At 71.5% G+C, this 15,290-nt stretch carries 15 protein-coding genes; 4 read left to right on the plus strand and 11 right to left on the minus strand.

The window, feature by feature from the left end:
• Positions 1-5 precede the first annotated feature (5 nt).
• The 3 genes from ACYBSK_RS07210 to glnA all read right to left on the minus strand — a co-directional run bounded on the left by ACYBSK_RS07210 (position 6) and on the right by glnA (position 2,692).
• On the minus strand, positions 6-518 hold the full coding sequence (locus ACYBSK_RS07210; protein WP_460245546.1) for a DUF1269 domain-containing protein: 513 nt from the start codon (positions 516-518) through the stop codon (positions 6-8).
• A 181-nt stretch (positions 519-699) separates the two neighbouring features.
• Positions 700-1,023, minus strand: a complete 324-nt coding sequence (locus ACYBSK_RS07215) for a DUF6968 family protein (protein WP_457476027.1) — start codon at positions 1,021-1,023, stop codon at positions 700-702.
• A gap of 259 nt (positions 1,024-1,282) precedes the next feature.
• Positions 1,283-2,692 (minus strand): type I glutamate--ammonia ligase, encoded by a 1,410-nt coding sequence (glnA, locus tag ACYBSK_RS07220; RefSeq protein WP_457476028.1) that lies wholly within the window; start codon positions 2,690-2,692, stop codon positions 1,283-1,285.
• A 200-nt stretch (positions 2,693-2,892) separates the two neighbouring features.
• Here glnA and ACYBSK_RS07225 point away from each other — a divergent pair, with 200 nt between their 5' ends.
• Positions 2,893-3,360 carry an RDD family protein gene (locus ACYBSK_RS07225; RefSeq protein ID WP_457476029.1) on the plus strand — a complete coding sequence of 156 codons (468 nt, stop codon included), beginning with the start codon at positions 2,893-2,895 and terminating at the stop codon, positions 3,358-3,360.
• Positions 3,361-3,445: 85 nt separating this feature from the next.
• Here the strand turns inward: ACYBSK_RS07225 and ACYBSK_RS07230 are convergent, their stop codons facing one another.
• The 4 genes from ACYBSK_RS07230 to lipB form a co-directional block, all read right to left on the minus strand.
• Entirely contained in the window at positions 3,446-4,156 is a 711-nt protein-coding gene (locus tag ACYBSK_RS07230; RefSeq protein ID WP_457476030.1) for a DUF4191 domain-containing protein, read from the minus strand.
• A gap of 58 nt (positions 4,157-4,214) precedes the next feature.
• Complete coding sequence (locus ACYBSK_RS07235) at positions 4,215-4,412, minus strand: SCO2195 family GlnR-regulated protein (RefSeq protein WP_457476031.1); 198 nt, start codon at positions 4,410-4,412, stop codon at positions 4,215-4,217.
• A 280-nt stretch (positions 4,413-4,692) separates the two neighbouring features.
• Entirely contained in the window at positions 4,693-5,658 is a 966-nt protein-coding gene (lipA, locus tag ACYBSK_RS07240) for a lipoyl synthase (RefSeq protein ID WP_460245547.1), read from the minus strand.
• 122 nt (positions 5,659-5,780) lie between these two features.
• Entirely contained in the window at positions 5,781-6,584 is an 804-nt protein-coding gene (lipB, locus tag ACYBSK_RS07245) for a lipoyl(octanoyl) transferase LipB (protein WP_460245548.1), read from the minus strand.
• Between the two features lie 299 nt (positions 6,585-6,883).
• On the opposite strand from lipB, the gene ACYBSK_RS07250 reads away from it, so the two are divergent.
• On the plus strand, positions 6,884-8,347 hold the full coding sequence (locus ACYBSK_RS07250) for a regulator (RefSeq protein WP_460245549.1): 1,464 nt from the start codon (positions 6,884-6,886) through the stop codon (positions 8,345-8,347).
• Between the two features lie 776 nt (positions 8,348-9,123).
• Here ACYBSK_RS07250 and ACYBSK_RS07255 read toward each other — a convergent pair.
• Both ACYBSK_RS07255 and ACYBSK_RS07260 read right to left on the minus strand, forming a co-directional pair.
• Positions 9,124-10,449 (minus strand): NAD(P)/FAD-dependent oxidoreductase, encoded by a 1,326-nt coding sequence (locus ACYBSK_RS07255; RefSeq protein ID WP_460245550.1) that lies wholly within the window; start codon positions 10,447-10,449, stop codon positions 9,124-9,126.
• A gap of 193 nt (positions 10,450-10,642) precedes the next feature.
• Positions 10,643-11,281 carry a TetR family transcriptional regulator gene (locus ACYBSK_RS07260; RefSeq protein WP_460245551.1) on the minus strand — a complete coding sequence of 213 codons (639 nt, stop codon included), beginning with the start codon at positions 11,279-11,281 and terminating at the stop codon, positions 10,643-10,645.
• A gap of 135 nt (positions 11,282-11,416) precedes the next feature.
• Here ACYBSK_RS07260 and ACYBSK_RS07265 point away from each other — a divergent pair, with 135 nt between their 5' ends.
• Positions 11,417-12,274, plus strand: a complete 858-nt coding sequence (locus ACYBSK_RS07265; protein ID WP_457476037.1) for an SDR family NAD(P)-dependent oxidoreductase — start codon at positions 11,417-11,419, stop codon at positions 12,272-12,274.
• Between the two features lie 21 nt (positions 12,275-12,295).
• On the opposite strand, the gene ACYBSK_RS07270 is transcribed toward ACYBSK_RS07265, so the two are convergent.
• Complete coding sequence (locus tag ACYBSK_RS07270; RefSeq protein ID WP_460245552.1) at positions 12,296-13,324, minus strand: GlxA family transcriptional regulator; 1,029 nt, start codon at positions 13,322-13,324, stop codon at positions 12,296-12,298.
• A 48-nt stretch (positions 13,325-13,372) separates the two neighbouring features.
• On the opposite strand from ACYBSK_RS07270, the gene ACYBSK_RS07275 reads away from it, so the two are divergent.
• Positions 13,373-13,966, plus strand: coding sequence for a cysteine hydrolase family protein (locus tag ACYBSK_RS07275; protein WP_457476039.1), 594 nt, complete (start codon positions 13,373-13,375; stop codon positions 13,964-13,966).
• A gap of 33 nt (positions 13,967-13,999) precedes the next feature.
• Here ACYBSK_RS07275 and ACYBSK_RS07280 read toward each other — a convergent pair whose 3' ends face one another.
• Positions 14,000-15,196, minus strand: a complete 1,197-nt coding sequence (locus ACYBSK_RS07280; protein ID WP_460245553.1) for a MarP family serine protease — start codon at positions 15,194-15,196, stop codon at positions 14,000-14,002.
• Positions 15,197-15,290 lie beyond the last annotated feature (94 nt).

The following is a 15,290-nucleotide window of genomic DNA, read 5'->3' on the forward strand; positions in this document are numbered from 1 at the left end:
AGCCGCTACGCCGGCGCGTCGGCCTTCGCCTGCCCGTCCTGAAGCATCTCGCGCAGCGCGTCCTCTTCGTCGTTGCTCAGCGACGTCTGCACCAGCTGACCGCCGTACTGGGCGATCTCGGGCACGACCTTGTCGCGGGCGGCCTGCTTGACGAGCACGAAGAGCGCGGCGGCGCCCGGCCGCAGATTCTGGCTGAGCTCCTTCATGAAGTTGTCGTTGATCCCGGTGTCCGTGACGGCCCCGCCGGCCGCCCCGGTGGCGGCGCCCACCGCGGCCCCCAGGAACGGCACGAGGAACAGCATCCCGATGACACCGCCCCACAGCGCGCCACCGGTGGCACCCATCGCCGTGTGGTTCACGGCCTGGTGCAGCTTGATCTTCCCGTCGGACTCCCGCCGTTCGACGACGACGATGTCCTCCAGCTCGACGAGGTGTTCCTTCGACATCTCCAGGAGCCGGGCGCGGACCTGGTTGGCGGTGGCGAGGTCGTCGTAGGCGACGACGAACAGATTGCTCATGGCGGCACTCCTCCGAGGCTGATCAGCGTGTGCGACTTGCCCGAGTTTAAGGCGATTGCACCGATTACGCCCGTCGGGCTCTTGCCTCCCCGGCCACACACGAAGGCCCGGCCTCCCTCAAAGGGAGACCGGGCCTTCGGCGACGAGCGCAGCGTCCTGGCTCTGTGGATGACGAGTGCCGTCACCATAGAACGTCGGTGACATTCAGCGCCTGCTCGTCGCCCCAATGGAAGGTCAGTGCGTCATCGGACGCGGCAGCGGTCAGCACGCGGCGCAGGAATTCGAGGGCCAGAGTGAGTGCCTGCAGGGAATCCACGCCGTAGATGGTCCGCGCCCGAGAGTCGTCCAGGCCCTCGATCCGGCACGGACATCCCCAGGGCTCCTCCTGCCCCGTGGGCGGACGCGGCTGTCCCACCTGAACACGGAAGGCGACCCGGCGCCCGTCGGGGTACACCGCGTCGATCGTACGGCTCGCCATGATCTCGCCGAGTCCGTCATCAGCCACGTCCGCTCCACTCGTCCAGTCGGCCCCTGCCCATGATCCGGCCCGCGCTCAGGACCCGCGAACGCTCCCGCGTACCGGGCTCGCCCACCGCTTCAAGGTTCCTCCCGAGACCCATCGCGGGGCGGCTCGTCGGAAGGGGCACCTGCGAGTGGGGGAGACAGGAAAGGGCCGTCGGCCGTGCCTTCCCGGAGAGGAAGAACACGGCCGACGGCCCAGAGACGACCCAGGGGAGCGAAACCCGCTCTGACCTGCGGCGATCTTAGATGTCGAAGTACAGCTCGAACTCGTGCGGGTGCGGGCGCAGCTGGATCGGGGCGATCTCGTTGGTGCGCTTGTAGTCGATCCACGTCTCGATCAGGTCCGGCGTGAAGACGCCGCCCGACAGGAGGTACTCGTGGTCCGCCTCGAGGGCGTCGAGGACCGCGGGGAGCGAGGTCGGGACCTGCTGGACGTTCGCGTGCTCCTCGGGAGCCAGCTCGTAGAGGTCCTTGTCGATCGGCTCGGCCGGCTCGATCTTGTTCTTGACGCCGTCGAGGCCGGCCATCAGGAGCGCCGAGAAGGCGAGGTACGGGTTCGACGACGGGTCCGGCGCGCGGAACTCGACGCGCTTGGCCTTCGGGTTCGAGCCCGTGATCGGGATACGCATGGCCGCGGAGCGGTTGCGCTGCGAGTACACCATGTTGACCGGAGCCTCGAAGCCCGGGACCAGGCGGTGGTACGAGTTCACCGTCGGGTTGGTGAAGGCGAGCAGCGACGGGGCGTGCTTGAGGATGCCGCCGATGTAATAGCGGGCGGTGTCCGACAGGCCCGCGTAGCCCTGCTCGTCGTAGAAGAGCGGCTCGCCACCGGACCACAGGGACTGGTGGACGTGCATGCCCGAGCCGTTGTCACCGAAGATCGGCTTCGGCATGAAGGTCGCGGTCTTGCCGTTGCGCCACGCGACGTTCTTCACGATGTACTTGAAGAGCATCAGGTCGTCGGCCGCGGCGAGCAGCGTGTTGAACTTGTAGTTGATCTCGGCCTGGCCGGCGGTGCCCACCTCGTGGTGCTGGCGCTCGACCTTGAGGCCCGCCTTGTCCAGCTCCAGGGAGATCTCGGCGCGCAGGTCGGCGAAGTGGTCGACCGGCGGGGCCGGGAAGTAACCGCCCTTGTAGCGCACCTTGTAACCGCGGTTGTTCTCGACCGCGCCCGTGTTCCAGGCGCCCGCCTCGGAGTCGATCTCGTAGACCGAACGGTTGGCGGAGGTCTCGAAGCGCACCGAGTCGAAGACGTAGAACTCGGCCTCGGGGCCGAAGTACGCGGTGTCGGCGATGCCGGTGGAGGCGAGGTACGCCTCGGCCTTCTTCGCCACGTTGCGCGGGTCACGGGAGTACTGCTCGCCCGTGATCGGGTCGTGGATGAAGAAGTTGACGTTCAGCGTCTTGTCGCGGCGGAAGGGGTCCACACGGGCGGTGGTCAGGTCCGCGCGCAGCGCCATGTCGGACTCGTGGATCGCCTGGAAACCGCGGATCGACGAGCCGTCGAACGCGAGCTCCTCGGCAGCGTCGAACGCCTCAGCCGGCACCGTGAAGTGCTGCATCACACCCGGCAGGTCGCAGAAGCGTACGTCGACGAACTTGACGTCCTCGTCCGCGATGAATTTCTTGGCGTCATCGGCGTTCTGGAACATCCAACTCCTCCTACTCCCACCCTGGGGAGGGGCGGGGTTGCGGCGCTTGGCAGCTCGATCGCGCGGCCAGTGCGGTGGCACACGCTGGAACCTGACGATATGCAGGCGTGATTTCTCAAGCATGACCCATTTGTTTCGCCCAAGTTAACCGGAGCGGGGGTCAAGGCGGGGTCAGCAGCGCGGCGCAGTACCGTGGATGCGTGGACAACAGGGAAGCAATGGGATCGTGGCTGTCCGGGCCCCGCGAGGCCATGGAACGGGCGGGTGCCGACCTCGGTTACCGCGGGGAACAGCTCGGTCTGCCCGAGCACGGGCCCGGTTCCATCGCGCGCCCCGGCCGCCGCATCGGAGCCATCGCCGTCGACTGGGCGCTGTGCATGCTGATCGCATACGGCCTGCTCACGCACGGCTACAACCAGGCGACGGGGAACTGGGCGCTGCTCATCTTCTTCGTCCTGAGCCTGCTCACGGTCGGCACCATCGGCTGCACCCCCGGCAAGCGCCTGTTCGGCCTGCGCGTCGTCTCCGAGGCGGGCGGCCGCCTCGGCCCCGGCCGCGTGCTGCTCCGCACGGTCCTGCTGTGCCTCGCCGTCCCCGCCCTCGTCTGGGACCGCGACGGCCGCGGCCTCCACGACCGCCTCGCGAAGTCCGTCGAGGTCCGCATCTGACGTTTCGGACGTACACGAACGACAACGGCGGGCCGGAACCTCGAAAGGTTCCGGCCCGCCACGGTTCGGATGGGCAAGCGGCGCGTCACCGCATGCGGCCGCCGCCCTTCGGCATCTTCATGCCCTTCGGCATCGGGCCCTTCGGCAGCGGCATGTTCGACATCAGGTCGCCCATGGCCTTCAGCCGGTCGTTGGTCGCGGTCACCTGGGGACCGGTCAGCACGCGCGGGAGCTTCAGCATCGTCGTACGGAGCTTCTTCAGAGGAACCGTTCCCTCGGGCCCCTGGCTGGTGCCGACCACGAAGTCATGGACCGGGACGTCGGAGACGATGCGGGCCATCTTCTTCTTCTCGGCCGCGAGGAGCGACTTCACCCGGTTCGGGTTGCCCTCCGCGACGAGCACGATGCCGGCCTTGCCGACCGCGCGGTGCACCACGTCCTGGCTGCGGTTCATCGCGACCGCGGGGGTCGTCGTCCAGCCGCGTCCGATGTTGTCGAGCACGGCCGCGGCCGCGCCCGGCTGTCCCTCCATCTGCCCGAAGGCCGCCTTCTCGGCCCGGCGTCCGAAGATGATCGCCATCGCGAGGAAAGCGAGCAGGAAGCCGAGAATTCCGAGATAGATGGGGTGACCGATCAAGAAGCCGATCGCGAGGAAGACACCGAAGGTGACGATTCCCACAGCCGCGAGTACAAGACCGATCTTGGGATCGACCCTGCGGGTCATCTTGTAGGTCTGAGCGATCTGCTTGAGTCGCCCGGTGTTTGCAGCGTCCGCTGCAGTTTCCTTCCTCGCCATGTCCTGAAGTCTACGTGGCCGGGGCAGCGGGAAGAACCCGCGTCGGCTCCGGGTTCGCTCAGCCCCGCGCGGCGACGGCGTCCAGGACGCGCTGCGCCTCGACCCGGTCCTTGGCGCGGCGGCGGTCCTCGAGGACGGAGGTCCAGGCGTTGCGGCGAGCGGTGCGCTGGCCGCTGCTCATGAGCAGCGACTCCACGGCGCGCAGAGCGTCGGTGACGGTCGGGATGGCGGTGGCGCGAACGGGCGCGGCCTGCATGGCTGAGGTCCCCCCTCGGAGGCTGATCACGGCGTTGGCACGGGGTGTACGAGGCGTGATTTCAGAGTCACTGATTGGTGTTACCAGGGCGTGACCGGACGGTCAAACACCCATGAAGCCTCGGGGCTCGCGCCGCGAACGACGACGCGGCCCCGACGATGCCCCCCATCTGCGGGGATCGTCGGGGCCGCGCGTTATCGGACGCTACTTGTCAGTAGCTTCTTGTGCCTGAATTCACACGTTCATGATTCAGTTGTTCACGATTCACGCGTGGCCCTGGTCACACGGCCTGCGAGGCCACGTACGCGCCACGCTTCTCCACGGCCATCTGGAACAGCCGGCCGGCGCGGTACGAGGAGCGGACCAGCGGGCCCGACATGACACCGGAGAAACCGATCTGCTCGGCCTCTTCCTTCAGCTCCACGAACTCCTGCGGCTTGACCCAGCGCTCCACGGGGTGGTGCCGCACGGAGGGGCGCAGGTACTGCGTGATGGTGACCAGCTCGCAGCCCGCCTCGTGCAGCTGGCGCAGCGCGTCGCTGACCTCCTCGCGGGTCTCGCCCATGCCGAGGATCAGGTTCGACTTCGTGACCAGGCCGAAGTCGCGGGCCTCGGTGATGACCTTCAGCGAACGCTCGTAACGGAAGCCCGGACGGATCCGCTTGAAGATCCGCGGGACCGTCTCGACGTTGTGCGCGAAGACCTCGGGGCGGGAGGAGAAGACCTCGGCCAGCTGCTCCGGGTTCGCGTTGAAGTCGGGGGCGAGGAGCTCGACCTTGGTGCGGCCCTCGGGGCGGTTGGTGGTCTGGCGGTGGATCTGGCGCACCGTCTCCGCGTACAGCCAGGCGCCGCCGTCGTCCAGGTCGTCGCGGGCGACGCCGGTGATCGTGGCGTAGTTCAGGTCCATCGTGACGACGGACTCGCCGACGCGGCGCGGCTCGTCACGGTCGAGCGGCTCGGGCTTGCCCGTGTCGATCTGGCAGAAGTCGCAGCGCCGGGTGCACTGGTCGCCACCGATGAGGAAGGTCGCCTCGCGGTCCTCCCAGCACTCGTAGATGTTGGGACAGCCCGCCTCCTGGCAGACCGTGTGCAGGCCCTCGGACTTCACGAGGTTCTGCATCTTGGTGTATTCGGGACCCATTTTCGCCCGGGTCTTGATCCACTCGGGCTTGCGCTCGATGGGGGTCTGAGCGTTACGGACCTCCAGGCGCAGCATCTTGCGTCCGTCGGGTGCGACTGCGGACACGACCGGCTCCCTAAAGCTTTGATTCCTCGGCGTACATCAGGGTACGCCCGTGATGTTCGTGGCCCTCACGGGTGGTCAACCGGTGGCCTGTGGGGTGCATTCCCCGGATTTGACGACAAGCCCTAGACCGAGGCCTTCTCGACGGTGCGGGGCTTGAGGTCCGCGTTCCCCAGCACGCTCTGCAGATGCTTCTCCGCGATCGGCAGCACCTCGTCCATCGTGACCTCGCGCCCGAGCTCGTACGAGAGGGAGGTCACGCCCGCGTCGCGGATGCCGCACGGGATGATCTTGTCGAAGTTCGAGGTGTCCGGGTTCACGTTCAGCGCGAAGCCGTGCATCGTGACGCCCTTGGCGACGCGGATGCCCATCGCGCAGATCTTGCGGTCCTCGTGGCGCTGACCGGCGTTCGACGGGGCGTACTCGGGGCCGACGAGCCGGTGGTCGAACTCCTCGTCCTCACTGCTGAGCCGAGGGTTGAAGTCGAGCGACAGGCCGCCCAGGTTGGTCCGCTGCTCAATGGGGTCGCCGAGCACCCACACGCCGGCCCGGCCCTCCACGCGCGCTGCCTCGATGCCGAACTCGGCGCAGACCGCGATCATCGCGTCCTCCAGGCGACGCAGATGCGCGACCACGTCCACCGGGCGCGGGAGCTTCTGGATCGGGTAGCCGACGAGCTGACCCGGGCCGTGCCAGGTGATCTTCCCGCCGCGGTCCACGTCGATGACCGGGGTGCCGTCGAGCGGGCGCTCCTCGGGGGCGGTGCGGCGGCCGGCGGTGTAGACGGGCGGGTGCTCCAGGAGCAGACAGGTGTCGGGCACCTCGTCGGCGAACCGCGCGGCGTGCACACGGCGCTGCTCGTCCCAGGCGAGCTGGTAATCGACCATGTCCGCACCGAAGCCCATGCGGACGAACCGGAACTCACTCACGGCAAGTGCCTCCCTAAGAACCTTCACCGTGCATATAACGCGCCCGCAGCAACTGTACGGCTCCGCGATGGAGCGCCCGCCGTCCACCCCTCACGCGGTTTGTCACACGATCGGATGAAGGAGTGGTTCGGCTGGGCTGATTGGGGGACGCCGTGTGCGCTGCGTGATAATTTCAGCGCCGTCCGTGAGCGGGAACCGGTCACGGAGCACGCCGTTCCATAAGGGAACAGCGACACAAAGGGGGGCACTCCATGGCCCCCCTTTATCGCTTCCCAGGGCCCGGAAGGCAATCGCACAGCATGACGGAACGACCTCCGCAGCGCACCCCGAACCGCCAGCTCGCCGCGCTCATCGCGGAGGCAGGTTTCTCCAACGCGGGCCTCGCGCGCCGCGTGGACCAGCTGGGACTCGAGCACGGCCTCGACCTGCGGTACGACAAGACGTCCGTGACCAGATGGCTGCGTGGACAGCAGCCCAGGGGGACCACCCCCGCCCTGATCGCCGAGGTGTTCACACGCCGCCTCGGCCGCCGCCTGTCCGCGCAGGACCTCGGGCTCGACGCGTGCGCGCCGGTCTACGCGGGCCTGGAGTTCGCCGCGTCGCCCGAGGAGGCCGTCGACATCGTCAGCGGACTGTGGCGCAAGGACTCCGGCAGCCACGCCGAACTCCGCAAGATCGCGTTCACCCCCGCCGGGCTGGTCGTGCCCAGCCGGGACTGGCTGATCGGCCGCGCCGACGACCGGGTCGCGCGCGGCGAGCAGCTGCCGCGGGTACCGGTGCAGGGGCGGCCCGCGCCGGTCCTGGAGGCCGTGGGCGCCGCCGTGCCGCGCCAGCGCGGAGGGACCGAGCGCGGGCCCGGACACCGGGTGACCGCCGGTGACATCGCGGCGCTGCGCTCCGTGGGCGAACTGTTCCGGGCGCTCGACCACGCGTACGGGGGCGGGCACGCGCGGCAGGCCCTCGTGCGGTACCTGGAGCACGAGGCCGAACCGATGCTGCGCGGGGCGTACGGGGAGCAGCACGGGCGGCGCCTCTTCTGCGCGGTCGCCGACCTCACGCGGCTCGCGGGCTGGACCTCGTACGACATCGCGGCGCACGGGCTCGCCCAGCGGTACTTCGTGCAGGCGCTGCGGCTGTCGCAGGCCGCGGGGGACCGGATGTACGGGTCGTACGTGCTGGTCACCATGAGCCGGCAGGCCGTCTACCTCGGGCACGGGCGGGAGGCGGTGCAGCTCGCGCGGGTCGCGCAGCAGGGCGTGGGCTCGGCGGCGCCGCCCGTGGTGCAGGCGCTGCTGCACGCCGCGGAGGCGCGCGGGCACGGGGTGCTCGGTGAGGTGCGGGCCTGTACGGCGTCGCTGGTGCGGGCCGAGCGGGCGCTGGGCGCGGTGCGGACCGGGGACGACGTGCCGCCGTGGGCGCGGTTCTTCGACGAGGCGCAGTTGGCGGACGAGTTCGGGCACTGCCACCGGGACCTTCAGCAGTACCGGGCGGCGGCGCAGCACGCGGAGCGGTCGTTGCAGCTGCGGGCGCCGGGGTTCGCGCGCAGCCGGCTGTTCTGCCGGGTGGTGCTCGCGTCGGCGCGGCTGGGCCTCGGCGAACTCGACTCGGCGTGCTCCCTCGGGGCGGAGGCGGCGGTGGCGGCGGCGGAGATGCGGTCGGTGCGGGCGCACGAGTACGTGCGGGAGTTCGAGCGGCGACTCGAGCCGTATCGCGATGCGGGGCCCGTCCGGGGGTATCGGGAGAGGGTGGCGGCGTTGGGGTGAGGTGGTCCTGGCCGGGTGGGGGTGCCGGTGCCGGTGTCGGTGCCGGGTTTGCCGGGGTGGGTGAGGATGCGCTGGGGCGGGGTGCGGGGCGGAACGTGGTCGACGTCCACGGTGCGTGGCGCGTATCCCGGACCCCGTCGGCTGCCTTGGCCGCTTCGGCCCGCCGGGGGTGAGGGGCGGCGCCTGTGGCTCCCGCGCCGGGGGCCCTGCTGCCTGTGTCGCCGCCTCGCCCACTTCCCACCCTCCCGCCCCCTCCGGGGGCTCCAGCCCCACCGGGGTCGAGGTGCCGCACGGGGGTCGGCGCCTGTGGCTCCCGCGGCGGAGAGGTGCTGGCGCTCCGGCAGTGGCTTCCGTGCCGGGAACGTGCTGGCACTGCTGCCTGTGCCGCTGCCTCGGCTACTTCCCACCCTCCCGCCCCCTCCGGGGGCTCCAGCCCCACCGTGCCGCTGCGGCGCCGTGGGCACGTCCCCGTTTCGTTGCGCGGCACCGTGCGCCGCCTTGCCCACCCTGCCGCCCCTGGCGGCAGATTGCCCAAGGCGGGGTGCGGGGGCGCCGCAAAGCGGCGGGGGCCGGGGCAATTGAGCCCCTCCGGCGATTGAGGAGCGGGGTCCGGGGCGGAGCCCCGTGGCGTGGGGGTGGTGCCGGGTGGGGTCGGCCCCGTGGCGTTGAGGTGGTGCGGGGTGTCGGAGGGGGCAGGCAGGCCCTGTGGTGGGGGGGGGGAGATGGGGGCGCCCGCCCCCGGAGTTGTGCCACGGAGGCGGGCGCGGAATGGGGGGTCAGGCCGCCGTGGTGGCCGGGGTGGCGGGGGCGTCGATGCTCAGGTCCGTGAGGAGGGCGTGGGCAGCGCGACGGCCCGAGTGGAGCGCACCCTGCACCGTGCTGGTGTCCCGGTGGTCCCCGCACACGTACAGCCCGTCGAGCAGGCGGACCGGCCGCCGCGGGTCGTGCGGGGACGGCATCGCCGGTACCGCGTACGGATCGTGGTGCACGGCCAAGCACTCCCAGTCGGAGGTCGACGTGCCGTACAGCGCGGCGAGTTGGGAACGCAGTTCGCGGTCCGTGGGCGGCGGCCCGAGAACCGTGGAGGAGACCAGCGCACGGCCCGCCGGCGCCCGCGACGGATCCACCTGACTGATCACCGACGTGTGCGCGACCGGCCCGAGCCGATCCGCGTCCAGCAGCAACGCGGGCTCGGCGAGCGGCGGCTCGGGCACCGCGTGGTGCACGACCGTCACCTCGTGGAAGGCGGGGACCCGCAGCCCGGGGAGGAGCAGGGCGGCGTCGTGCGCGCCCGTTGCCAGCACCACCGCCCGGCAGGTGAGTTCGCCGAGCTCCTTCGTCGTGACCGATGTCGTCGACACCGACGTCACCCGCACCCCCGTCCGCACCGTGCCCGGCGCGAGCCCCGCCGCCAAGAGCTCCGGCACCGCGTCCGCGCCGCCCTCCGGCACCGCGAGCCGCCCCGCCGCGTACGCGTGCAGCGCCAGGTCGGCGCAGCGGCTGGAGGTCGTGAGGTCCGGGTCGCCGAGCAGCGCCGACAGGAGCGGGCGGATGAAGCCGTGGATGGTCGCCGGGGGCATGCCGCGGTCCAGCAGGGCCTGGCCCATGGGGAGTTCGGGGCGGGCCAGGAGCCGGGCCGGGGGAGTCGCCGCCAGGCGGGCCAGCGCCGCGCCCAGGCGCGCGTGGTCCAGCGGACTGCCCAGCGGCGGACGCGTCCCCCGCGGAGCCCGAGGGGCGCTCGCCAAGGCGCGTGCCGCGTTGAGTGCGCCCCTTGTGCGCCGGGGCCCGGTGGGCTCGCCCGCCCGGTGCCGCAGGCCCTCGCTGTGCACGAGAACGCCGGGCGAGAACCGGCGCAGGACGAGCGGCGCGAGCGCGGGGACGCGCCGCAGTTCGGGGTACGACGTGCACAACGGCTGACCGGTCCGGTCGAGGCGGAACCCGTCGACCTTCTCCGTCGACATGCGGCCGCCGACGCCCATGGCGGCCTCCAGGACGAGCGGGCGCAGGCCCGCCCTGGTCAGGTGGTGGGCCGCCGAGAGGCCGGCGACCCCCGCGCCCACGACGACAATGGCTCCCGATGCGGCGTCTGCTGGGTCGAGCACGGTGGGCCTCCGGCGGGTCGGGTGGCTGACGTCCGGGGGCGTGATGCCCCCAACGCGCCCTCGGGATACCTGAGTTCGAACCTTGGAGTCTTTGAACCTCAAGGCTCCCGAGCGTAGGCACGGGCCGTGAGCCACGGTCAGTCGCGCGCGGGGGTCGGCACGGGGCACGCCGGTCGCACGATCCCGTTCCGCTTTACGGCGTGCGCCCCGCCGTCAGGTGGCGCAGCCCTCGGGCCGCCAGTGCCGCGGGGGAGTCCGGGCCGGAGCTCTTCGCGTCGGTCGTGGCCCACAGCTCCAGCGCCACTCGGATCGCGTCGGTCGCCGCGGCCGCCGTCAGCCGGACCTCCAGCGGATCCGCGTCGGGGCCCGCGAGGTGTGCCACCACGGGCAGCAGCCGCTCCTCGGACTCCTGGTTGACCCGGTACCAGACCGACCGCAGGGCCGCGTCGTCCTGCGCCGCGCGCAGCAGGGTCCGCGTGCGGGCCAGCGCGTCCTCCGCCTCCGCGTCCGCGGGGGAGAGCGAGGTGACCGCCGCCGATTCGAGGGCCTCCGGCAGCGGGGTCCCCGGCTCCGTCGCGGCCAGCAGCTCGCGCCAGCGGTCGCCGCCGGAGGCGAGCAGCGGGCCGACCGCGTCCTGCTTGTTGCGGAAGTAGCGGTAGAAGGTGCGCAGCGCGACCCCCGCGGCGCGCGCGATCTCCTCGGCCGTGGTGGCGTCGGGCCCCTTCTCGGTGAACAGCTCCATCGCCGCGCGGGCGATGTCGAGCTGCGTCGCCGCTTTACGGCGTTCGGTCAGGGAGGGCGTCGGCGAAGGGGGCGTTCTGGGCTCGGTCATCCGACGAAGCGTAACCGCACCGGGAGCGCCGCGACGGGAATGAAGTGGCACGTAACGCCGTTATGGCAAAACGTGCCACCGGAGGCGTACGGTGAACGCCGTGCGGTGGCGCACACAGCAACCCGAGGAGACACCATGACCAGCCAGACCAACCAGACCAGGGATACCGGTCACACCACCCCGACCAGCCAGCACCGGCCGAACCACCTCCACCGCTACGAAGCGCGCCGCGCCCTCGTCACCGGCGGCGGCTCCGGCATCGGGCAGGCCACCGTCCTGCGCATGCTCGCGGAGGGCGGCCGTGTCGTCGCCGCCGACGTCAGCGAGGCCGGTCTCGCCGACACCCTCGCCAAGGCGGGTGCCGACGCCGAGCGCCTCACCACGGTCGTCGTGAACATCGCCGACGAGGCGTCCGTGCGCGACGCCGTCGCCACCGCCGTGCGGACGCTGGGCGGTCTCGACGTACTCGTCAACGCCGCCGGCATCCTGCGCTCCTCGCACACCGAGAAGACGACGCTCGCCGAGTTCAACCAGGTGCTCGCGGTCAACCTCACCGGCACCTTCCTGATGATCCGCGAGGCGATACCGGCGCTGCTCCTGGGCGAGTCCCCGGCCGTCGTCAACTTCAGCTCCACGTCCGCGATGTTCGCCCACCCGTACATGGCGGCGTACGCGGCGAGCAAGGGCGGCATCCAGTCCATGACGCACGCGCTGGCCGCCGAGTACGGCAAGCGGGGCGTCCGGTTCACCGCCGTGCAGCCCGGCTCCATCGCGTCCGGCATGACCGACGGTTCCGGGATGAGCGGGCAGAGCCGGGGGCCCGGCCTGCCCGAGGACACCGACTGGAGCCTCTTCGCCAAGCTGTCGCCCGCGCTCGGCGAGGGCTTCGCCGGGCCCGAGTCGGTGGCGGGCGTCGTCGCGATGCTCGCCTCCGAGGACGGGAAGTTCATCACCGGTACGGAGATCCGCATCGATGGCGGCACCCACTACTGAGCCGGTACCGCTACCGCACCCCTATACGGATACGCGGAAGCGGTGCCGGTACGCCGTCGGTGTCGTGTCGAGTTGCCGACGGAACGCCCGTACCAGCGTGTCGGTCGTGCCGAATCCGCACGCCGACGCGATCCGGTCGAGCGTGTCGTCGCTGGACTCCAGGCGCTGCCGGGCCCGCTCGACACGGGCCGACTCGACGTACGCGCTCGGGGTCGTGCCCAGTTCGGACTTGAAGATCCGGGTCAGCTGGCGCTCGCTGACATGGGCGTGCGCGGCGAGGTCCGCGACGGTGAGCGGTCCGTCGAGGTGCCGGGTGATGTGCAGCCGCAGGTCGTCCACGCGCCGCGTCGTGGAGGCCTGCGCCAGCGGCACGCTGAACTGGCTCTGGCCGCTGGGCCGCTTCAGGTACATCACCAGCTGCCGGGCCACCTGGAGCGCCGTCTGCTCGCCGAGGTCGTCGGCGACCAGGGCGAGGGACAGGTCGAGGCAGGAGCTGATCCCGGCGCCGGTCCAGATGTCTCCCTCGCGGATGAAGATCGGGTCGGGGTCGACGTCGATCTCCGGGTGCTCGTCGGCGAGTTGGCGCGCGGTCGACCAGTGGGTGGTGGCGCGCTTGCCGTCGAGCAGCCCGGCCGCCGCGAGCAGATGCGCCCCCACGCACACCGACGCGACCCGGCGGGCCCGGCCCGCCAGCACCCGTACCCGCTCGACCACTTCGGGCTCCGCGAGGGCCCGCACCCCGCGCTCCGGGTCGGCCTCGACCGAACCCGGCACCAGCAGCGTGTCGATGCTGAGGCGGGCGGCGTCGTCGAAGGTGACGTCGGGCAGGACCCGGACGCCCGCGGACGTGGTGACCGGGGCCGGGGTCTCGGCGGCGAGGAGCACCCGGTAGCTCGTGTCGCCCTCGCGGCGGACCAGCGCGAACACCTCGGGCGGGCCCGTCACGTCGAGCGTGTCGACGCCGTCGAAGAGGACGATGACGACGATCCGTTCGGTGGCGCTCGCGCCGCTCACGATGACTCCGCTCCTTGGGCATGTCCGAATCTGCATGTTAGCCGTCATTGCCGACATGACGGCTCCGCTCGTAGCGTTCCAGACATGCCTTCAACGACTCTGCGCACCCTCAACGGCCTCGACGACACGCCCGCCTCGCTCGCCGACGCGACGCTGATCCTGGTCGACTACCAGAACACCTACACCCGCGGCGTGATGGAACTGGACGGCTGGCGGGCCGCCCTCGACAACGCCGCCGACCTCCTCGGCCGGGCCCGCGCCGCCGGGGCCACGGTCATCCATGTCCAGCACGACGGCGGCGAGGGCTCCGCGTACGACGTCCGCGCCGAGATCGGCGCGATCCACCCCGACGTCGCCCCGGTCGAGGGCGAGGCCGTCGTGGTCAAGCCCGCCCCGGACGCGTTCGTCGGCACCGACCTCGGGGAGCGCGTGGACGCCGCGGGACACGAGAACCTCGTGGTCATCGGGTTCATGTCGCACATGTGCGTGCAGTTCACCGCGCAGGGCGCGTTCCTGCGCGGCAACAGGCCGACCGTGGTCGCCGACGCCTGCGCGACGCGGCCGCTGGCCTCCGTCGGCGGCGCCGAGGTGCCCGCCGAGCAGCTGCACCTCGGGGCGATGGCGACGATCGGGGACCTGTACGGGGTGGTCGTCCCGACGGGGAAGTCCCTGGCCTGACCCGCGCGCGGCCCCGGCCCCGCCCTCGTACGGCTACGAGGAGACCAGCGACCCGGTGTCCACCGGCGTCGTCGCCGTGGCCGCGCGGCGCGCGTCGGAGGACACCTCGTCCGCCGTCAGGACGTACCCCGTCCCGTCGTCCGTCGTGGACCGGGCGAACACCACGCCGTAGACCTCGCCGTCGGTGTCGAGCAGCGGGCCGCCGGAGTTGCCGGGCAGGACCGTGGAGCGGATCGAGTAGATGTCGCGGGTGACGTTGCCGGAGCCGTAGATGTCCTGGCCCGCCGCCTTGATCGTGTCGTCGACCGTGGCCGCCTGGAGGTCGAGGCCGCCGTCCTGCGGATAGCCCGCGACGACGGCGGCGTCACCGCGCCGCGCGGAGTCGTCGAAGCGGAGGGTCGGGGCGGTCAGGCCGGGGACGTAGAGGACCGCCACGTCCTTGTCGGGGTCGAAGAGGACGACCTTCGCCTCGTACGCGCGGCCCGTGCCGCCCACCCGGACCGTCGGGTCGTCGATGCCCGCGACCACGTGGGCGTTGGTCATGACGCGCTCGGAGCTGTAGACGAAGCCGCTGCCCTCGCGGCCCTGGGTGCCCGCGGCGCCCTCCACCTTGACGCTGCTGCGCTGGGCGGCGCTGGTCGCCTTCGCCGTCACGTTGTCCCCGGAGGGCTTGGCCACCCTGGCGGACGGCTCGCTCGCGAACGGGTCGAAGACCTGCGGGAAGCCCGCCGACGTGAGCGCGCCCGTGGCCTGCGAGAACCAGGACGGGGTCGTCGACGGCATGGTGTCCTGCACCGCGCCGAGCACCGACGAGTTCCGGATCGCCTGGTTGAGGACCGTGGAGGAGGAGGCGACGAGGACGCTGCCCGCGACCCACGCCACCACCAGGACGGCCACCGCGCTCGCCGCGCCGCCGCCCACCCCGTCGGCCACCCGCAGAGGCCCCGGCGCGTGCGACATCCCGCCGCGCACCCGCGCCGCGAGCAGCCCGGCGAGCCCGTGCCCGGCGACCGCCGGCACCAGCACCGTGAGCACCGCGACGACCGTCGCCGACGTGGTGCCCGGCGTCACCGTCTCCATCAGATACGGCAGCAGCCACACGCCGACGGCCGCGCCGCCCACGAACCCGGCCAGCGAGACACAGCCCGCGAGCAGACCGCGCCGGTAGCCGGAGACGGCGTAGGCGAGGGCCACCACGAGCAGCAGCACGTCGAGTATGTGGAGGTCCATACCGGTAAGAAACGCCCACCGGTCCCCGATGGTTCCGCCACCTGGCCCACTGTGGCTGACCGCACAGGCCTGAGCGGCCCCAGGGTGGGAGGCG

This window comes from Streptomyces sp. BYX5S, from assembly GCF_054724165.1.